At 39.3% G+C, this 20,850-nt stretch carries 17 protein-coding genes, 1 tRNA gene and 1 pseudogene; 6 read left to right on the plus strand and 13 right to left on the minus strand.

The genetic code is table 11. The features are described 5' to 3' along the window. Nucleotides 1-5: 5 nt before the first annotated feature. Nucleotides 6-642, plus strand: a pseudogene (locus I8752_RS38305) (IS982 family transposase); the annotation flags it as partial. Nucleotides 643-657: 15 nt separating this feature from the next. Here the strand turns inward: I8752_RS38305 and I8752_RS36155 are convergent. The 3 genes from I8752_RS36155 to I8752_RS36165 all read right to left on the minus strand — a co-directional run bounded on the left by I8752_RS36155 (nt 658) and on the right by I8752_RS36165 (nt 4,250). Then, nucleotides 658-1,686: a phospholipase D-like domain-containing protein gene (locus I8752_RS36155; protein WP_214436956.1), complete on the minus strand. Its 1,029-nt coding sequence runs from the start codon at nt 1,684-1,686 to the stop codon at nt 658-660. A 306-nt stretch (nt 1,687-1,992) separates the two neighbouring features. Further along, the gene (locus I8752_RS36160) at nt 1,993-3,117 is read right to left on the minus strand and encodes an AAA domain-containing protein (protein ID WP_225896137.1); all 1,125 of its coding nucleotides are present in this window, start codon (nt 3,115-3,117) and stop codon (nt 1,993-1,995) included. Between the two features lie 203 nt (nt 3,118-3,320). Continuing rightward, complete coding sequence (locus tag I8752_RS36165) at nt 3,321-4,250, minus strand: caspase family protein (protein WP_214436957.1); 930 nt, start codon at nt 4,248-4,250, stop codon at nt 3,321-3,323. A gap of 186 nt (nt 4,251-4,436) precedes the next feature. On the opposite strand from I8752_RS36165, the gene I8752_RS36170 reads away from it, so the two are divergent. Next, nucleotides 4,437-6,365, plus strand: coding sequence for an NACHT domain-containing protein (locus tag I8752_RS36170; protein ID WP_318780946.1), 1,929 nt, complete (start codon nt 4,437-4,439; stop codon nt 6,363-6,365). 63 nt (nt 6,366-6,428) lie between these two features. On the opposite strand, the gene I8752_RS36175 is transcribed toward I8752_RS36170, so the two are convergent. Continuing rightward, complete coding sequence (locus tag I8752_RS36175) at nt 6,429-6,770, minus strand: DUF5615 family PIN-like protein (protein ID WP_214436958.1); 342 nt, start codon at nt 6,768-6,770, stop codon at nt 6,429-6,431. A 3-nt stretch (nt 6,771-6,773) separates the two neighbouring features. Next, complete coding sequence (locus tag I8752_RS36180) at nt 6,774-7,100, minus strand: DUF433 domain-containing protein (protein WP_214436959.1); 327 nt, start codon at nt 7,098-7,100, stop codon at nt 6,774-6,776. A gap of 300 nt (nt 7,101-7,400) precedes the next feature. Here I8752_RS36180 and I8752_RS36185 point away from each other — a divergent pair, with 300 nt between their 5' ends. After that, entirely contained in the window at nt 7,401-7,943 is a 543-nt protein-coding gene (locus tag I8752_RS36185; RefSeq protein WP_214436960.1) for a hypothetical protein, read from the plus strand. 169 nt (nt 7,944-8,112) lie between these two features. On the opposite strand, the gene I8752_RS36195 is transcribed toward I8752_RS36185, so the two are convergent. From I8752_RS36195 to I8752_RS36215, 5 genes are all read right to left on the minus strand, one after another. Beyond that, a complete protein-coding gene (locus I8752_RS36195; RefSeq protein WP_225896138.1) occupies nt 8,113-8,322 on the minus strand; it encodes a phage integrase SAM-like domain-containing protein in 210 nt (69 codons plus the stop codon). Nucleotides 8,323-8,538: 216 nt separating this feature from the next. After that, nucleotides 8,539-8,611: transfer RNA gene (locus I8752_RS36200), tRNA-Phe, on the minus strand. Nucleotides 8,612-8,687: 76 nt separating this feature from the next. Then, nucleotides 8,688-9,557, minus strand: coding sequence for a metal ABC transporter permease (locus I8752_RS36205; RefSeq protein ID WP_214436961.1), 870 nt, complete (start codon nt 9,555-9,557; stop codon nt 8,688-8,690). Between the two features lie 59 nt (nt 9,558-9,616). After that, complete coding sequence (locus tag I8752_RS36210; RefSeq protein WP_214436962.1) at nt 9,617-10,396, minus strand: metal ABC transporter ATP-binding protein; 780 nt, start codon at nt 10,394-10,396, stop codon at nt 9,617-9,619. Nucleotides 10,397-10,430: 34 nt separating this feature from the next. Next, nucleotides 10,431-11,378 (minus strand): metal ABC transporter solute-binding protein, Zn/Mn family, encoded by a 948-nt coding sequence (locus tag I8752_RS36215; RefSeq protein WP_214436970.1) that lies wholly within the window; start codon nt 11,376-11,378, stop codon nt 10,431-10,433. A gap of 364 nt (nt 11,379-11,742) precedes the next feature. Between I8752_RS36215 and I8752_RS36220 the strand changes: the two genes are divergently transcribed. After that, a complete protein-coding gene (locus tag I8752_RS36220) occupies nt 11,743-13,356 on the plus strand; it encodes an iron uptake porin (RefSeq protein ID WP_214436963.1) in 1,614 nt (537 codons plus the stop codon). A gap of 139 nt (nt 13,357-13,495) precedes the next feature. Here I8752_RS36220 and I8752_RS36225 read toward each other — a convergent pair whose 3' ends face one another. The 3 genes from I8752_RS36225 to I8752_RS36235 all read right to left on the minus strand — a co-directional run bounded on the left by I8752_RS36225 (nt 13,496) and on the right by I8752_RS36235 (nt 18,147). Beyond that, entirely contained in the window at nt 13,496-14,188 is a 693-nt protein-coding gene (locus I8752_RS36225; RefSeq protein ID WP_214436964.1) for an Npun_F0296 family exosortase-dependent surface protein, read from the minus strand. Between the two features lie 979 nt (nt 14,189-15,167). Next, nucleotides 15,168-17,240, minus strand: coding sequence for a S9 family peptidase (locus tag I8752_RS36230; RefSeq protein WP_214436965.1), 2,073 nt, complete (start codon nt 17,238-17,240; stop codon nt 15,168-15,170). Between the two features lie 148 nt (nt 17,241-17,388). Next, a complete protein-coding gene (locus tag I8752_RS36235; protein WP_214436966.1) occupies nt 17,389-18,147 on the minus strand; it encodes a hypothetical protein in 759 nt (252 codons plus the stop codon). Nucleotides 18,148-18,263: 116 nt separating this feature from the next. On the opposite strand from I8752_RS36235, the gene hemE reads away from it, so the two are divergent. Further along, nucleotides 18,264-19,316 (plus strand): uroporphyrinogen decarboxylase, encoded by a 1,053-nt coding sequence (hemE, locus tag I8752_RS36240; RefSeq protein WP_214436967.1) that lies wholly within the window; start codon nt 18,264-18,266, stop codon nt 19,314-19,316. A gap of 268 nt (nt 19,317-19,584) precedes the next feature. Beyond that, a complete protein-coding gene (locus tag I8752_RS36245) occupies nt 19,585-20,550 on the plus strand; it encodes an NAD-dependent epimerase/dehydratase family protein (protein ID WP_214436968.1) in 966 nt (321 codons plus the stop codon). Nucleotides 20,551-20,850 lie beyond the last annotated feature (300 nt).

Below are 20,850 nucleotides of genomic sequence, written 5' to 3' on the forward strand. Positions count from 1 at the left end.
CGGCTATGTCTACCATTGTATCTCGCCTCGATATCACACAAATTTTCTGCGACGTAGATGATTTCTGTAACCAATGGGAAAATCTGTGGCGGCAAGTACCACACTTGCCATCGACAACAGGAGAAAGGCGTAGCACTTCCCGGATGCATCTATCGGAAGTAATGACGATTGCGATCGCCTTTCATGGTTCGGGCTACCGGACATTCAAAGAGTTTTATACGTTGCATGTATTACCTAGTTGGCGTAATGCATTTCCAAACCTGGTCAGCTACACGAGGTTTGTAGAATTGATGCCCTGGAGTTTAATGCTATTGTGCTGTTTTTTGAGCACCTTAACGGGCGAAATGACGGGGATTAGTTTTATCGATTCAACCCCAATCAACGTTTGTCATAATTGTCGAGCGCATTCTCATAAAGTGTTTCAAGGATTAGTCGGATGGGGAAAAAATTCGCATTTGTTGGCATTATGGCTTTAAACTGCATTTGATTATTAACGACAAAGGAGAATTACTTGCTTTTAAGCTCACTGCTGCGAACATAGATGACCGAAAGCCTGTTCCAGAGATGACTGAGGATATAATTGGTAAACTTTTTGGAGACAGAGGGTATGTCTCACAAAAAATCTTTGAAGAACTGTATGAGCTGTCTGGAAAATGCCTAAACTTTTAAATATTGTTTTACTTGATTTTTGATTTCGGAGATTAAAGTTGATTCTAAAATTTTTATGCTAGTTTCTTGCCGAATCTGAGCTTTTGTATTGCCACGATTCTTAATGCAGTAATCTCTGTAGAGGTGAGAAAGCCAATTCCAACTACCAACGACAGCAAACTTAGAGTCACAAATTAAAATTCTCTGATTTGTACCTTGACTTCGTTTGTATTGTTCTTTCCCTAAAGAATGTAGTGTTAAACCTGGATATTGAGGAACTAATTTTCTCAAATAGTTTTCCGCTTTAATGTCATTATCATCAATGCCATCAGCACCCATATAACCATAAATTATTTCTATCTTTACCCTTCTTTGTAAAGCTGATACTATCTCCCTAGCAAACCGCTCTGGTTCTGAATTCTTATGTAAACCACGAATCCAAGGTGTAACAATCGTAATTTCTTCTTGAGCTTTTTTTACATCTTCTTTATTGCGTAATGCTTCTTGCTTGAGCAATTGACGCGATAATTCAAATAATCTTTTATGTTCTTCATGATAATCAACATGAAAGTAATTATAAAAGTCTTTTAAGGTGATGTATAATCTATTTTCTAAAGCTACCAATTCAGCAATTGTATAATTAAGCTCATTAGTACACCTTTGCGTTTTTTCTACACATTCTCTTAAGTGATTTTTTATATTTTGAAATTCCCTAGCTTGTTCGATTGTTGTATTAATATAGCTTAATTCTTGAATCAAAATACTCCGATTGTTAGGGTTTTTAACCGGAAAGGGAGTATCAATAGTTTGTAAAATATATTCTTCACATTTAGATGCCGTTTTTTTCAAAACTTGTTTTTCCGTACTGCGAGTTAGCCAAAGTATAAATTTTTTCCACCAAGGAGTGTTACTTTCTGGTAAGTGCGATCTCGCATTCTCAAAAATAAGCTGAATTTTTTGATAGACATCTATTGGCAGATTTTCATAAAGGTCTAGTTCCTGAGCTTTTCTCTCAGACTGAACTTGGGTTATCTTCAAATTTTCTATTTCTAATTCAAGCTGTTGAATTTTTCTCTGTAGCTGAGGTTGCTGTATTTCATCTGCATCACGTTGACGACGTAAGTTTAAATAGTTATTTTCTTGAGTTTTTAAATTTATTACTATTGTTTTAATTTCTTCTGCTAGGGAATTATATATACCCCTCTTCTGTCACTCTCCGTGAGGGCGATTGCTAGAAGTCTCACGAGGCAATCAATACAACCTATACTATTAGAAAAAAATTGCTCTTGAATTTGTTATTAGAAAATAATCGCGCGATCGCTTGCTGTACAAAAGCTCTAGAATTCAGAAATGGCAAATGTTTTCGGAGACTGACAGAAGAGGGGTATTTTCGTCAAAGCTTTGTTTATCCAGTAATTCAGTAATAGCAATTTGAATAGCGTCTTTAGCTCCACCCTCTGCTTTAATATTAGTTTTACTTCCTCCTTTTAGATAAAAAAACTTATCCTCTAAAGGCTTTTCTTTCAAGTATTCATCTAGTTTTTCAAGAACATTATCAACAGCTTTATTTACTGTGCTGCTAACAACTGTTAAGTTATTGATGTCTTCTCCTGTTTCGAGCAATGTGAGCGCACGCTTAACAACTTGCTGGGCTATGACATGAAGAATCAGTGTAGTTTTACCAGAACCCGGAGGCCCTTGAACTGCTGTTATAGGTTCAGTTTGAGCGTGTTTTAGTGCTTGCAGTTGAGAGTCAGTTGGTGGATAATCAGTTGGGAAAGCTCCTGTATATGTTACCTTGTGGGCTGAAAGTTGAGGCTTGCCAAATAAATATTCATAGGCTGAATGCTGTGATTTTAACCAATTTTTCTGACTGGACTTAATATTTTTTAAATCAGATTTGAGATTTATATGAAAGTTACTGCCTGTGAACTTGAATAAATAAGGCTTGCGCTTAATATTGTATGGATACAACTGTAGTTGATTCATCCAGCCTTCATAAGTGTTAAATTCAAGTCCAAAAGTACTTTTGAGAAACTGTGCAAACCCATCTTGGGTATTTAACTGCTCTCTCTGTTCATCATCAAGTTTCAGAAATCTTGCTAAATTGTCCCCAGCTTCTACTAATTCCAAATTGTTAAGATTCCATCCCTCTTCTTGATACTCTCCTTTGAGGATGGATGTTACATCTAAGCTAAACAAAGGATAATACTCAGATTTACCCTCGTTGACAGTAGAGAATTGAGGAAAAGATAAAACCCAAATAGTGTCTTCTCGATCAGTTTCTTCGCTAAATTTTCGTTTTATTTCAGCAAAAATATTTTGATTAATTTTTACTAAATTACCATCTAACTCTACACCACTAAATACAGCCTCATTACCTGTAACTTTGGCATCATTCAAATCCACTAAAGCCATGAATTCTAACCATGCGTTGAGAATTACTTCTACTTTGCTGGCTCTATTCAAAACTTCCTCCAGGTAGTTACAAACAGATAGACGTACTAGATAACACTAGATAACTAAGGAATCTTGCTTAATTATCTAGTGTTATCTAACTGTATCACTTTTGTTTTACTTATATTGTCACGAGATAATTACATATCTCTAAAAATCATTTTTATTTTTTATAAATAAATAATTGAGTTAGGGTCTAGAAAATAACTGTTGTATCAATTGCTATCGTTAATCACGGGATTACCTATACCTATATTGATGTTATACTTTGAATCTTTCTGAGTCACAATTTGAAAGACAGAATTATTGGTACTTGGTTGATTAAACGCCCCAGGTTCAGGTTCAATCTCTGGTTCACCGTCAAAGGGCAATCCTTTTGGTTCAGTTTCGCCGCCTGCATAGTATGCCAGCATAAAGTTATCAGCTTGCTCAAAATTGAGAATGGGATGCTGCCGATCGCGTGTTCTTCTTGGTACTACTTCACGCGCATACATAGCTAAATCTGCAACCCGCACATAACCATCTTTTTGCGAAGCTCTTTTACCTGTTAAGGCTTCAATTAATGCCAATGTAAAAGCACTGTAAGGTTTACCTGCGAAAGATTTTTCATTTGCTTGGGAGGAGGCGATCGCTACTCGTCCTTTACCCTCATTAAATAAAGCTTGAGCCTCTGGCGGAAGTGGTGCTTTTTCTACTTCATAGCCTAGTTTTGATGTATCTCCTAATCCACCAGCATGGCAACAATCTAGTAGTACCAACAACTTTTTCGCGGAAATTGCCTGTAGCTTGGTAATAAATTCTGTACCACTAATCGCAGTTTTATGTAATTTGGCCTGGTCATAGCCAAAAGGCATTAAGTAATACGCTTCTCCTATAGGACTATTGACTTGATAGCCATGTCCAGAAAAATAGACAATTACCGTAGAATCAGGTGTAGTTGATTGAGCTAATTGGTCTAAAGCTACAAGAATTCCCTCTCGGTTTGCTTTTTGCTTAGTCAATAAATGCACGTGTTCAGGTGGATAGGCGCAGCGTTCCGCGTCTTTGAGGATATTGGCAAGACCGACAGCATCATCTACGGTGTTGGGTAAATCACCACCAACGCCAACAATACAAGCATGACCTTGGCTAAAGAGTGCGTTCACTTTTGAGTAGATATTAGGTAGTATGGCTATAATTTAGCACCTATCTTCAGGTATGAAAATTAGGCATTTTAATATTCTAAAAATTTAAAAACGCAGTTAGAAAAACTTAAAAACTTAATAGCAGAGCCAACAAAGACGAAAAAGCCTAAAATATTTTTAACTCAGTAACTCAGCTTAAAAAATAGTGTGGCTAATCAAGATCATCTCAGTGAAATTCTCGATCGCATTCTGAAGGGGAATCAGACTGAGGCAGATATTGAAGAACTCAGGCGATCGCTCAAAATAGTTGAGGGTGTATTGCAGTTAGTATCTCAAGATGGCAAGTTTAACATTAACATTGGGCAGATAACTGGGGGAGAGGTTCATATAGGCGATCGCATTTACCAAGGTGTTGATGCGGAAGTTATCAAAGAAGCGTTGCGTTTGGTTCTGCAAGATAAACCAAACGCCGAACGTCCCCGCACTGATAAACTGTTGTTAACAATTGTGAAAGATGAAGTTGTTGCCAGACTTAAGCAATCTTTGCACAATGCAGTATCGATCAATTTAGGAAAAGAAGCCCAGCCAGAACAAGTAAAGCGTCCTTGGAGTTCTGATATCAAAATAGGGGATAAACTTAGCGAACCAATTCCTGATGACAGAAGTATTTTAGAAGTTTTTGACCAAGAGGAAATAGCAGGTAAATTGTTAATCTTGGGAAATCCTGGTGCTGGCAAAACTACTACAATGCTAGATTTAGCGAAAGCTTTAATTGCACGGGCAGAACAAAATGCTGATTATCCAATTCCAGTGCTGTTTAACCTCTCGAATTGGAAGGATGATAAGCAGTCAATACGTGAGTGGCTAGTTGCAGAACTTCAATCGAAATATGGGGTGCGGAAAGATATAGCTGTAATCTGGGTAGATAATACGAAGTTGCTGCCGATGCTTGATGGGCTGGATGAATTGGAATCAACACGTCAAGAACCTTGTGTGCGGAAGATTAACGAATTTTTGCAAAGTGAATGGCGATCGCAATATTTGGTAGTGTGTAGCCGTCTAGAAGAATATGAAAAAGTTGTGCGAGGAAAATGGCAACAAGATGATCGGCAAGAGTCAGAAGAAATATCACTGAGGCAGGAAATACGCTTACATCTGAATGCAGCAATTCGCCTACAACCCCTTACAAATGAACAAATTCAAGCATATTTAGCTAGCCTAAACCAGAGAGAAATTTGGGAAATGCTTTTACTAGATTCAGAACTATTAAAGTTGGTAAGAACACCTCTCTTTTTATCTGTTTTAGGATTTATTTCGTTTGAAAATACACTGTCTATTCAACATTGGAAAACACTCACTTCTACCAAAGCACGTCTAGAATACCTATTTGATGCTTACTGGGAAACTGCTATAAAAAGAGAGCTTGTAACTCCATTTATGGAGTTGCAAGGATTTAAAAGTCGCACCTATCGAAGAAAAAATCCCCCTAGTAGAAAGCAAACTCGTAAATGGTTGGTATTTTTGGCACAACAGTTACAGAGAGAATCACAAACAGAATTTTTTATAGAGGAAATGCAGCCTCAAATTATTGCCAAAAAAATTTATCAATGGCAATATTGGTTTCTACTTTTCACTTTTGCTGTAGTTTGCACAGGAATAATTGTGACAACGAGTTTACTTCCTTATTTTCAGCCACCTAGTAGTTTAGATATTTTCCGGCTTGTTCTAGTTTTAGGTTTAATTCCTGGTTTTATCTTTGCAACAGAATCTAAACCAGACGGGGTAAGACTAATACTTTATCCTTGTGTGAGACTATTTTGTTGGCTATTTAAACGTGATATACCAAGAGAGTTTAGACAAAATATACCTATAATGCACGAAATTTATCTTTACCAGAGATTACGTATAAGAATACCTTCGTTTAATGAAATAGAAAATCATGTTTTATTGCCACTAAAAATTATTCGAGCATCATTTTATTTTGGGAATCAAGAAAGAGATGATTTATTTCCATCCCTTGGAACTATGCCTGTTTTCTCGACTACTGCACCGAACGCCTTTTACTTCAGCGCGTTGGTGGACATTATCGCTTTATTCACAAATTGTTGCAAGAGCATTTTGCAGCAATGTCCTTAGAAAAATAGCTTCCGTCTTGAAAGAAATGAGAAACTCTTTATAAAAGATTCGTACTAAACTGTTTTAACTGACTGGACGCACTACACGAATTAGTTTTCCTTTCAACAATTCCTCTGCTGTTACAGCTTCATTTATTCGCGCTGCAAACTGCTCCCAATTACGATTGTTAGTACAAACAATGATGCCGCAGTGATTATCATTACGACGATGTAACTTGATAAAATCATCTCTGTTAATAGTTAATACCGAACGTTCTTGACTGATGGCAAATGCCAGCACTTCTTCATCAGGTATACCTTGTTCGGCCTTTCCTGCTTCTTGAACTGTCAAAACATCATGCCCCAAAGTACGTAATAGTTCTACAACTGGAAACGGAAATTGCTCGTCTGCGTAAAATCGTGCCATCTACTAGGCTACCTCATTACGCTTAATTGCCAATTCGATTTCATCAAGATGAGCTTCTGCATACACCCAAGCATTAGCTAAATCTGTAGCTGTAATGCTGGGATAGCTTGTCAAAAGATCAGCATCAGTGTATCCAAGATGACGAGCTTCCATAAGTACCCAAACGGGGATACGAGTTTTCGTAATGCGTGCTTCTCCACCACAGACTCCTGGGGTTTTCTCAATTCCTTGCCAACTGCTACTAAGGCTTTGAGCAAGTAACTGTATAGCCTGGACTTTTTCATCAGGACTGAGGGCAAGAAGTTGTTTTTCTAACTCTTTGAGTGTCACAGATATCATCCTTTGATAATATTGTCAGGCTACATTTACAATTTTATATTTGACCCAAGAGTTAACCTCGATTTTTGACCAAATTACTAATCTATTATCCATAAGTATTAAATGACACGTCATAAACATATCCAAGAAACTCTGCATTGAGTTGAGAATGGACAGCAAACTGATAATAATTACATAAAAGTTTGGCAACGATAAAATCAGGTTATGTTTACAAAAGTAATAGAAAGAAGCTACTTAGTTGCGATCGCCATCTCAACCCAAATAAAAATTGACTGCTGAACCATAATCAAAATGACTACCCCTGAAAAACTAAACACCATACTTGAGGGCATCGTCAAAAAACAGCAGACTGAAACTGATGTAACAGTTTTGCAAAACTATCTCAGTGGTAGTGGTCAGATTGTCTCTCAGCAAGGGAAATATGCAGTCAACCTGGGACAAGGACAGGATATTCACATAGGCGATCGCACTTACCAAGGTGCGGATGCAGAAGTAATTCGAGAAATAATCCGGTCTCTGCTTGAGGAAATAAAAGCTAATGGTCAATTTGCCCCATTTCAAGAGCAGAACCCGCAGTCTGTTGATGAACTGGTGCGACAAGTGCGATCGCGCATTCAGGATAATATTCAGCGATTACATAGCACGATGCCATTATGGGGTGTAGATCGCTGGGTTCCTTTAGGTGATTTGTTTGTGGATGTGAACATCCTAGAGGAACTAAGCAGTAGCCGTAGGTCAAAACTCGATGACCTGTGGCAAGATTTTACAACTGGGATGGAGAGATATTCAAGCGATCAAACTCTGGAGAGCCAATTACCAAGCATTACCATGTAATTCTGCACTACGAGCGCATTGCTGAGGAAGAATCGAAGTTTGAGGCAATGCACAATACTATTATGGGAAATACAGTGGTTGAGAATGCAAATATCACCGTGATTGAGATTGCTCCAGATATACCAATTGAGCCATTAACGCGATCGTGGGATGGATTGGGCTAGTGAAATCAATAGTTAGACTCATAAGTAGCACCCTTGGGTGTTTTGATTTTCATGGCAGCAAAAGGGTTAGTGTCTATTAACCCTTCTTCCATTGCCCAATTACAGCAAGCTTTGAACTGAGTTAGACAACGTTTGACAGCATTTGGAGTTAAATTTGCTAAAAGATAATCTCGAATAGCGGATACTTCATCTAGCGATCGCCAAGCGAATAGCAATTAATCACCGAAAGCAGTATTTTGCATAACTTGCATAAAAAACGATGTATAGAGGCATCCTACAACGGGTGTAAAAATGGGTGTAAATATCTTATGCATATCAACAACACGCACGGCAGTAAACAGCAATACCACCAGCAGATACAACACCTCAGCTTTATGCAGGTTTTATGCAAGTTATGCTTTATGCAAGAGATTGTATTGACTTGAAACATATGCCAGGAACCAGACTTGAACTGGTGACACGAGGATTTTCAGTCCTCTGCTCTACCAACTGAGCTATCCCGGCGCGGACTTTTTCTTAGCCACGATTAATTAATGTAGCAAACATATAATAATTTTGCAATAACTTGAAGAGAAAAAATTTATGCTGCTTTCAATCCCAACTTAACCCAAATAAATATAGCTATAAAGAGAAGAAATTGCACAAGAACGATACTAGGGCCAGAGGCAACACTGAAAAGACCTGACACGATGATGCCAAGGATGCTGCTGGTGGAACCGAGTATCACTGATATGACAAGAAAGCGGCTAAAGTGATGACTCATCAATTTAGCTGTGGAAGCGGGAATAACTAAAAATGCATTCACCAGTAATACACCGACAGCTTTAATTGCCACGGCAACGGCTAATGAAAGCAAGACCACAAACCCATAGCGATACAATTGCACAGGAATGCCTTGAACTTGTGCGACATCTGGGTTAAGCGTCAACAAAATTTGCTGCCGCAGAGTTGATAATAAAAATATGCTGCCCCCTACAAGCACAAGCAGCGTCAAAATCAAATCTGTAAAATCAATAGCGAGAATATCGCCAAATAAGATACCCATCAAGTTGCCGCGATATCCTTGAATCAGGCTAGTCAGAATTACACCGATCGCTAATGCTCCAGATAGTACGATACTAAGTACGCTATCGCTAGCTAAATCTGTTTTGTCAATAAAGTAAAGCACCACAACGCCAAAAACCAGAGTAAAAGGTAACAGCATCCAAGTAGGATTTAACTGTAGTAATACACCTAAAGCCACACCTACTAATGCTGCATGACCTACAGCATGGCTAAAAAATGATAGTTGGCGTAAGGTAACAAAACTACCAAGTAAGCCTCCTAATATTCCCATTAATACAGCACCAGCGATCGCCCGCTGCATGAACGGGAATTGCAACAACTTTACCAACTCATCACCAGTCGTAATGGCTAGCCCTATTATTTGGCAATCATAATATGAATACATACGTCATTCTTTGAGTCTATAATTTAACCACATCAAGTGTTGAATTAAAAACTCAGCACTCAATTATGATCGTGCTGATAGCGACTGAATCCCGGGCCATAGGTTGCTAACAGGTTTTGAGGCGAAAGGGCAATTTCTGGCCGACCAGTACAGATAACGGTTTGATTGAGACAAAGGACGCGATCGCAATGGCGGCTTACCATATCAATATCATGGGAAACTTGCAACACAGTCCAACCTTCTTCCTGCTTGAGTTCGTTTAGCAAAGCATAAAAATCTGCTGCACCTTGCACATCGACTCCAGCAAACGCTTCATCTAAGATCAACAATTTTCGAGGCATTACTAAACAATAAGCTAGTAATACCCGTTTAAGTTGACCGCCACTGAGAGTACCTATAGCTTGATGTCGCAGATGATAGGCATCAGTCCGTTGTAAAGCTTCTATTACTGCTGCTGTTTTTTTTCTATTTTGTCTCCACAGTCTTGGAAAAAATGAATTTTCTCTGTTATTTTCAAGCATCCATCCCAGTCCTACCAATTCACTAACGGAGATGGGAAAGCTGCGGTCAAAAATAAAATTCTGTGGCATATAGCCCAATTGGGAACGTAGACTTCTTAGCCTGGCAATTGGGCGACCAAATATTTCAATATTGCCAGCACTTCGTGGAATCAAATCTAAAACCGCTTTTACCAAAGTACTTTTGCCTGCACCGTTGGGGCCAACTATTGCTGTATCTGTTCCTGAAAACAATTCAAAGGAAACATCACGAACGGCTAAGTAACTGCCTTGATATACAGTTAATCCCTCTACTTTTAAAACAGGAATATCATTTTTCATTTATCAAAAAACTTAGAAATTATCAATTAACTACTCATTTACACGCAGTTTCTAAAGTCTGTAAGTTAGATTTCATTGCTTTGAAATAATACTGCGGATCTGTATCGCCAGTTTCCAAGGAATCCAGAGGACGCAAAGTTAACTTTAAGTCTTGAGAAAGGCTAGTTAGTAATTTGTTATCTATTCCAGGTTCGCTAAATAAAGCTTTAACTTTATACTTTTTTACTACATTAACGGCATTTTGCACATCTGCTGGTGAAAGTTGGTCTTCGGGAATTTCTACTACGGCAACTTGTTTAAGATTATAGCGTTGGGCTAAGTAGGGAAAGGCATCATGAAAAGTAACAAATGTGCAGTTGGGAGTTTTCTGCAAGTTTTGTTGAAATTCACTGTTTAAATTGTCTAATTGTTGAATATAAGCCGCCGCATTTGCTTCATAACTAGCTTTATTTCTAGGGTCAGCTGCAATTAATCCATCCCTAATATTTATGACTTCTTGTTTTGCCAAAACTGGATCTAACCAGACGTGAGGATTTCCTTGTGTATGTTCGCGATCTTTTGCTTCTTTTACAGTTTTTTCCACAGGTGAAATTTCATTTAAGGGTTTAATCCCTTTGCTTGCATCAATTTCACTCAATTTGGGATTTTGGGCATTTTTTATAGTGTCTGTAAGAAATTCCTCTAATCCCAAACCATTTTTAACTAGCACATTCGCAGTGGCGATCGCTTTTACATTATTTGGTGTTGCTTGATACTCATGTACTTCCATACCCGGAGGTACTAAAATTTCTACGTCTGCTACATCCCCAGCTACAGCTTTGGTAAACAAATAAATTGGTAGAAATGTTGTCACTACTTTAGTTTTTTCTGACTGTGGTAACGGGGTCGATGCTGCTTCCTGTGCTGGTGGTGGCTGCTTGGATGTTCTTTGATTTGTGTTTGATTGGTTACAGCCAGTAACGCTTGACAATATCAGTACCATCAAAAACAGGATACCGCTTCTTTTTGGGACTGTCCTGTGTTCTGTGCGAACTTGAATCACTCTATTTTCTCCTCTATAAGCATGTTTGCTCTGCTTTTAGCAAAGTTTTGCTTGATAATGAGACTTATTCTACACTGAATATTATAATAATTCTCATTCTCATAAAATTGTGTAAGCGATCGCAGCAGAATCTTTTCTCTGGGTTGCTATTGTTTGCTGAACTTATTTAGTGAATTATGGTTTTTTGACTTTTGATGTTAAAAAAATTGCCGACGACTGATAATATTGAGAACAGTTTTCAATAAATGTATTTCACAAAGTGTGGTGTGAATACGAATAATAAAAAATTGAGTGTGAGGAAAAAATGCAAAAGTCATGGAAATATCTGCTAGCTAGTCCAGCAGCTTGTAGCATGATGCTATTTGCTGCTAATGCTGTATTTGCACAAGAGATACCTACAACATCAAAAATCAGTGAACCCCAAGTTGTTGCGAGTCCAGCAAATAAAATTGAGAACATTACTCAAGATCGGGTAATGGCACAAGTTACCTCAGTGTCTCAGTTATCGGACGTACAACCAACAGACTGGGCATTTCAAGCTTTGCAATCATTAGTAGAACGTTATGGTTGCATTGCAGGTTATCCAAATGGTACTTATCGCGGTAATCGGGCAATGACGAGATATGAGTTTGCCGCAGGTTTGAATGCTTGTCTAGATCGAGTGAATGAACTGATTGCCACTGCCACTGGCGAATTGGTAACAAAAGCAGATTTAGCGACACTACAAAAGCTGCAAGAAGAATTTTCCGCAGAACTAGCAACATTAAGAGGTCGTGTAGACTCGCTAGAAGCAAGAACCACTGAACTGGAAGCGAATCAATTTTCAACTACGACCAAACTTCAAGGACAAATTGTTGCAGTCGTCAGCGATGTTTTCTCAGGGAATAACGTCAACGGTGCGGAAATTACCGACAAGAATACAACTCTGGGAGCGCGGGCGCGGATTGAATTTGTGACTAGCTTCACAGGGAAAGATACATTATTTACCAGAATCCAAACAGATAATATTCTTAGCCCTGACATTGGCACACCAGAGGGCAACTTATTTTTTGCTGGTGATGGTACAAACGATGGTTTTATAGATGCCTTGTATTATGCATTCCCTCTTGGCAAACAGACTCAAGTGAAACTGATTGCTAACGCAGGTGCAGCAGATGACCTTACCAACACAGTCAACCTTTTTGACGGTGATGGTTCTTTTGGTGCTTTGTCTACTTTTGGTACGCGCAATCCAATTTACGGACAAATAGGTGGTGCAGGCTTAGGAATAACCCACGATTTTAGCGATAAACTCGCACTAAGTCTAGGATATTTGAGTGGTACAGCTAACAATCCAGCTCCCAAAAATGGTTTGTTTGATGGTGCTTATGGGGCGCTAGCACAGCTGACTATCAAGCCAAGCGATCGCATTACTGTAGGTTTAACATATATAAATTCCTATAAACAGCCACTACTTACAGGTAGCAATGCCGCGACTTTTACGAATTTAGCAGCATCTCAGGGTTTAGAGGATGTGGCGTTTTCCAGTAATTCTTACGGAGTGCAAGCATCTATCGGCCTTAGCGATAAATTTGTCGTAGGTGGTTGGGCTGGATATACAACCAGTCGTACTTTAAGTGGGAGTCGTGGAGATGTAGACATTTGGAACTATGCGCTCACCCTCGGCTTCCCCGATCTTGGCAAAAAAGGTAACTTAGCTGGTATTATCGCTGGCGTAGAACCTAGAGTAACAAGTTCTAGTGTTGCCGGATTGGCTGAAGATAACGATACTTCATATCATCTTGAGGCATTCTACCAATACCAAGTAAGTGACAATATCACTATTACGCCAGGAATTATCTGGCTAACATCCCCAGATCATAATAATAATAACGATGATGTTGTGATTGGTGCTTTGAGAACTACATTCAGTTTCTAGTTTTTAAAATTCCACAAAAAGACGCGAAGAATAACTTCGCGTCTTTTTACGTGAGATCGAAATAAAAACCCAGTAAATTTACTGGGCCTGACATCTGAAAATAACGTTTAAAATCTTTTAAAGTGTCTCGGCAGATGTTTTAAGCCATCTTTGATTTGCGCTTCACAAATGAACCTGCACCCAAAGCACCGAAAGCCAGTAAACCTAACATAGTACTAGATTCAGGAACACTAGCTAATTTATAGCTGTGGTTATCGGTTTCAAATGCATAACCAGTCGATCTGAGAACCACCTTATCAAAGGTTTCTCCTTTACCAGCCAACAAGTTAACGTAAACATTGTTAGCGTTGCCACTTTGTTCGCCATTGGCTGGGGCCCCAGGAACATCTTTGCCACTAAATGTTTGTAGTAGCTTCCCGCCACTATAAACATCCACAAAGTTATAGTCGTCTATTGATCCCCAGTAGAAGCCGAAGTAATCAATAGCCTTAGCAAAATTAATCGCCACAGAACCAGTTCCGCCAGCAACATTGCTTACAGGGGAAATCGTGAGAAATTTACTGCTGTCACCGAAGGGGCTAGCATATTGACCGCTGACATTACCTTGAACAATTCCATTGGTTGCAGAGTAAGTAGCAAACCCGTTGGGATCGACAGCTGTCCCACTATTAAAGTTAACTGTTGTTGCTCCTTGGATATTAGTGTATTGACCTTCTCCAGCAACAGGTGTGGAACCTCCCTTAGTTAAGCTAACAGCACCAGCCGGGTTAGCACCCATGAACACAACTGCTGTTCCAACCAAGGCTAATGACAATTTTTGCAGAATAGACATTAATGTATTTCCTGAACTTTTGCTACACATAGCTTGGCACGTTCAGTTTGCATTTGTGTAGTAATAGTGCAGTTTTTTACAAAAAAAATGTATTTCAACACTTGAATCTAAAGAGGGGAAAAAGCTGATGAAAACTAAATGTTTCTAGATTTTTCTTTGGGTAAATAAATCAATAAATATACTTATACATTTAATTGTATTGTATCAATAATCAACGCTAAATTGCGATTTTTGAGTAAAGTTTACTATTCTTCAAGCCCATCACAAGCAGGAAAAAGAAAATAGTATAGTAAATTTAACGGAGTTGAAAGATAAACAATGTGGAAATTACTGAAAAAGTAGGGTACAATTCTTGTCTAAGAACTAATTAATATTTTCTTTTTAGTGTTCTTTTTGTCGAATATCCCTTAATGATGCATTGATTCCAAAACTGGTCTGAAAAGACAAGTAAATGTAACAACGCTCATGTCTAGCCTTACAAAAAACTTTGCAGGCAAAAAAAAGACCAGCCTCCCACAGCTGGTCTAAAAAATATTTTTTCGCGTTGTCTTCTCAATAGAGTTAAAACCCATTGCGCGTTCCCAACATGCAACGGGCAACTTTTCTTAACAATATTGTAACAGCCAACACAGTTTTTTCGTAAATATTTACCAAAAAAAAGATGTACCCCAAGGAAATTAGCCTCTATCTTTTAGAATATTTCAAAAATACCAAAGGATAGAGGGTAGGGAAGCGGAGGGGCAGAGGAGATAGGGAGATAAGGGGAAGAGCTTTGACAAAGCTCATTCGGGGCGGGTGTAGGGTGTGGGGTGTCGGGTGTAGGGGAAGAACTAGCCCCGAAGTAAGGTTTAAAGCCTCGCCCCTTGTGGGCGAAAGAATCCTTATTTCCCAAGGCAGGTAGAAACCCCACCTGCAAGTGGCGTGGCTTAATTTCCCACTCAGCCCACACCCTATCCCCTACACCCTGTTCATTCCTAACTTAGTACTCTCCTAAACCCAGGCGGTCGAGAACAAAAGCATACTCAAAAGCCAATTCGCGCAGGCTTTCATAGCGACCAGATGCGCCTCCATGTCCTGCACCCATGTTGGTTTTCAGCAAGAGAATATTATTGTCTGTTTTCAGTTCCCGAAGTTTAGCTGTCCACTTGGCGGGTTCCCAATATTTGACGCGAGAATCATTTAAGCCCGCAGTAATCAGTAAGTCTGGGTAATCTTTCGCTGCCACATTATCGTAGGGCGAGTAGGATTTCATATAGTCATAATAAACTTTGTCGTTAGGATTACCCCACTCTTCCCATTCCATAGCTGAAAGGGGTAAGGAAGTATCTAGTATAGTAGTCACTACATCTACAAACGGGACTTGAGCAACTACTACCTTAAAAAGGTCAGGACGTAAATTGATGACTGCTCCCATCAATAAACCGCCTGCACTACCGCCAGTAATGGCCAAGCGATCGCTCGCCGTCCAACCTTCGGCAATCAAATACTCCGCACAAGCGATAAAATCTGTAAAGGTGTTTTTTTTCTGCAAAAATTTGCCTTCTTCATACCACTTCCGCCCCATTTCTTCGCCACCACGAATATGAGCAATGGCAAACACTACTCCTCGGTTTAGCAATGAAAGTTGAGTTGAGGAAAAAGATGCAGAGTAAGACATACTATAAGCACCATATCCTGTGAGTAATAAGGGATTTGTGCCATCTTTTTTGATTCCCTTTTTATAAACTATAGATATGGGAATTTTTGTCTCATCTTCGGCAGTAGCCATCAACCACTCACTCTCATACTGAGCTTTATCGTAGCCACCAAGAACTTCCGTTTCTTTTTTCAATTCCCGCTGATTTGTTTCCATGTTGTAATCGAAAACAGATTGCGGTGCGATTAAAGATGTGTAATTATAACGCAGAATATTAGTATTAAACTCCGGATTACTGCCTTCATAAAACTCGTATGTTGGCTCAGGAAAGTTAATATTATTTTCCTCACCTGTCGTTAGGTTTTGTATCCTAGCAGTTTGCAGTCCACCCTTTCTTTCATAAATTACCAAGTGATTGCTAAAAAGGCTCACCCCAGATAAAAGTACATCTTCTCGATGTGGAATTACAATTTGCCAATTTTCTTTTTCTGGCGAACTTACCGGAGTTCGCATCAGTTTAAAGTTAATAGCTTCTTCGTTGGTAATAATGTAAAAGTAATCTTGATGGTGGTCGATACCGTATTCGATACCTTGAGTTCGTGGATGAATTAATCGAAAATCACCCTGAGGATTATTGGCATTTAGATAACGAACTTCTGTGGTAATACTGCTATTTAAAATTAGCAAAATGTATTCTTGACTGCGGGTTTGAGCAACATATAAAGGATAAGCATCATCGGGTTCGTGGTAAAGCAATACATCTTCTGTAGAAGCAGTTCCTAAAGTGTGTCTAAATAGTTGATAAGGACGGTTAGTAGCATCAATTTTTGTATAAAATCCTGTTTGGTTATCATTTGCCCAAGCAAAGGAATAATAAGTTTCCGTAATGACTTCTGAATATAATTGATGTGTACTCAGGTCAAGAAAAAATAAAGTATATTGCTCCGAACCACTAGTATCAACTGAATAAGCTAATATTTGATGATTCGGGCTAATAGCAAATACACCTAATTCAAAAAAATCATGTTCTGCGGCTAATTCATTTTCATCTAACAAAATTTCTTCAATAGCATCTAAGTTACCTTTTTTACGACAGTAAATGCGATAAGCTTTTCCTTCTTCAGTGCGTGAATAATAATAATAATCATCTTTACGGTATGGCACTGATAAATCGGTTTCTTGAATTCGAGCCAACATTTCATCGTAGAGCTTAGTTTGCATCGCTTCTGTATGCTGCATCATCTCTGCGGTGTAGGCATTTTCTGCTTCCAAATACTCGATAACTTTTGGGTTGTCAATATCGCGTATCCAAAAGTAATTATCTACTCGCCTGTCGCCATGCAATTCTAAAACCTGCGGCTGCTTTTCAGCAATAGGAGGTGTTACCGCATTTCTTAAGATATTTTTTTCATTCATAAGTTCAGTTGTCAGTTGTCAGTTGTTAGTTGTCGTAGAGACGCGATTAATCGCGTCTGTACAAAAGTCAGAAGGCAGAAGTCGGAGGTCGAAAGTTATTCTCCCTCACTCCTTCTTCTCCCTCATCTCCCTCATCTTTTCACTCTCTTCAAGTACCAGAAACTTCCGCCTGGCGATGCGATTTTCTTTTTAAGATACACAAGCCAATTGCTGGTATGACTCCGAGAATAATCGCTGTAACTCCTTGTTGGCTCCAATACAATATCGCAGTGCGAATCACTTCAGGAATTAAATATTGCACAAGAGATAGCAACCATATCAAGATACTTATGAAGAAAAAAGAAAGCGATGGCAGAAAAATCCACCACCAAGCGTTTGTTGTATAGCGCTGTAACACCAACCATTGGAAAAGCCCTAACCAAATTCCGGAAATAATATATAAAATTGTTGACAAAAAGCCAAATATTATACCTAATTCTGGGGATAAAGCTTCATTTAACGAGGTAGCAATGGATGAAATGTAGCTAATCCAAGCTGTAGCAACGCTAGTGGAAATCAGCCAGCCTACGCTTGTAGCTAGCATCCATAACCAAGGAAAAAGATAGTGGCGCAAAGCAAGGGCTTGATCTGCACCGAAAATTACAGCAAACACAATACTAGCGAGCAATTTAATCCAAATGCTCCATGTAGGTTGCACAAAAACTTCCGGTGGCAGACTTTGCAGGATAATTCTCTCTAAGGCTATGCTCACAATGCCACCCACAACCCATCCGAGGATAGTCATGAGAGTAAACTGAAAAAAGAACTTACGTCGCTGCGATCGCGGGATCAACAACCTACCTGAGTTGGAATTACTATTATTAGATGCAATATTAGATGGACTAGGACTATTAGAGTCAGATTGCATATGAATTTATGTAAAGCTGTAGATAACACTTTTGGGGTGAGTCTCCCGAAAAAGCGTAATCCCAGAATGATAAGCTAAACAGTGGCATAAAAAAGTGACTTAGGATGACGTGTTAAATGGGTGTTACTTTAACGGCTCCTCTTCTTTTGCGGGCTGCTCGTGGTGAAGTAGTAGATCGTCCCCCTGTATGGATGATGCGACAAGCGGGACGATATATGAAAGCATATCGAGATTTAAGGGAAAAATATCCTTCGTTCCGCGATCGCTCAGAAATTCCCGAAGTAGCAATTGAAGTCTCCCTGCAACCCTGGAGAGCATTTCAGCCAGACGGAGTGATTTTATTTTCCGATATTGTAACCCCATTGCCTGGTTTAGGCATTGACATGGACATTGCGGAAGGTAAAGGCCCAATAATTCACTCGCCGATTCGCACTCAAGAACAAGTCGATAACCTGCATCCTTTAGATCCAGAAGCGTCTCTACCATTCATCAAAACAATTTTGCAGGCTTTACGTCAGGAAGTAGGCAATAAATCGACAGTATTAGGCTTCGTGGGTGCGCCGTGGACGTTAGCGGCTTATGCAGTGGAGGGTAAAGGTTCTAAAACCTACTCCATCATCAAAAATATGGCATTCTCTGAGCCGACAACGTTACATCAGCTATTGGCGAAATTGGCAGATGAGATTGCCGTTTATGTGCGCTATCAAATTGATTGTGGCGCTCAAGTTGTGCAAATGTTCGATTCTTGGGCAGGGCAGTTGAGTCCCCAAGATTATGACACTTTTGCGCTGCCTTATCAGCAAAGAGTGTTCCAGCAAGTCAAGCAAACTCATCCCGATACACCTTTAATTTTACTGGTTAGCGGTAGTGCAGGCGTGTTGGAGAGAATGGCTAAATCTGGTGCAGATGTTGTCACTGTCGATTGGACAGTAGATATGGCAGACGCACGAGCAAGATTAGGCAAGCATGTGAAAGTACAGGGAAATCTCGACCCAGGTGTACTTTTTGGTTCCAAACAGTTTATCCGCGATCGCATCCTTGATACAGTTCGCAAAGCTGGAAATTGGGGTCACATTCTCAACCTCGGTCATGGTGTATTACCAGAAACTCCAGAAGAAAATGTTGCTTTCTTCTTTGAAACGGCTAAACAACTGAATGCGCTTGTTTAGTCAGCGATCGGTGGTCAGTGGTCGTAGAGACGCGATTAACCCTTGTCTGTACAAGAGTCAGTGGTTAGTTAATAATAACTACTGACTGCTGACTATTTTTTTATAAAAAATTTTACTGCAATATCTCGGCTACGTTCCTGGTTTTTTTTTACGCGCGTTCTCAGGTGTAACGTTAGATGAGAAGTAATTGAAATGTTGCTAGAAGATGAGAATCTAGCTGCGGAACATTTAACTTTATTTTTAACTCCTAACTTTTAAAACACTTAAGATGAGCCAGAAACGGATTTTAATCACCGGGGCAAGTGGCTGTATTGGTCACTATATCTCAGAAGCTTTAATTCAAAATACAAATCACGAATTATTTCTACTAGTTAGAAATCCAAGTAAACTGCAAGTTAATACTCAGGTACGTCCAGGCATCACTGTTTTGCAGGGTGATATGCAAAAGATTAGCGATTTTGCTGATTTATTGCCCACAATTGATATAGCAGTTCTCACAGCAACAGCTTGGGGCGGCGAACAGACATTCGATATTAATGTAGTCAAAACTATAGAATTACTCAAGCAGCTAGATCCAAACCGCTGCGAACAAGTAATTTATTTTTCGACAGCTAGTGTTTTGGATCGAGATAATCAACCATTAAAAGAAGCAGGGGAAATTGGTACAGATTACATCCGTTCCAAGTATGACTGCTTAGAGCAAAAATCGAAATTAGCGATCGCACCCAAAATTACCACTGTTTTTCCCACTTTAGTTTTGGGCGGCGATGTCAATAAACCCTATTCTCATGCGACATCTGGCATTCCAGAAATCGCAAAATATATTAATTTAATTCGCTTTTTACAGGTAGATGGCAGTTTCCACTTTATCCACGCGCGAGACATTGCCACTGTGGTGCAATATTTGATTGAGCATCCTCTAGAAGAAAATACACCGCGCTACTTAGTTTTAGGTCAAAAAGCATTAACTGCCAATCAAGCAGTAGAAGAAGTCTGTGCTTATCTTGGTAAAAAGATTTCTTTTCGCATTCCCTTATCTTTAGCTTTGGCTAACTTAATTATTGCCGTCTTCCGTATTCAAATGGCTGCTTGGGATAGATTTTGCATGAATTCTCGGCATTTTACTTACGAAAAAGTTATCAATCCTGCTAGTTTCGGTTTACCAAATTATTGTGTAACGATAAGTGATGTTCTAAAAATTAGTGGAGTTGAAAGAGTGGAGCAGGGGAAGTAGGGGGAGCAGGGTGAGTAGGGGGAGATGAGGGAGATGAGGAAGAAATAACTACTCACAAGGTTTAGAAAATCCCGCATTTATGCAACGCCAGTTTTCGAGCTACTGACTGTATGAGTCATATCATGTCCGGTAAATCACTTACAATTAAAAATTCTCCGCGTCCCCCGAAGTTTGCTCAACGGGGGGAACCCCCGCACGCAACTTCTCTCCGCGTCTCCCTATCTCCGCGTCACTTTTATCGTAACTATTTAGGTGGACACGATATTAAAGCAACTGTTGCATCATGAGTTGTGCAAATAG

It is taken from the genome of Dendronalium phyllosphericum CENA369 (assembly GCF_016056275.1).
Lineage (GTDB): Bacteria > Cyanobacteriota > Cyanobacteriia > Cyanobacteriales > Nostocaceae > Dendronalium > Dendronalium phyllosphericum.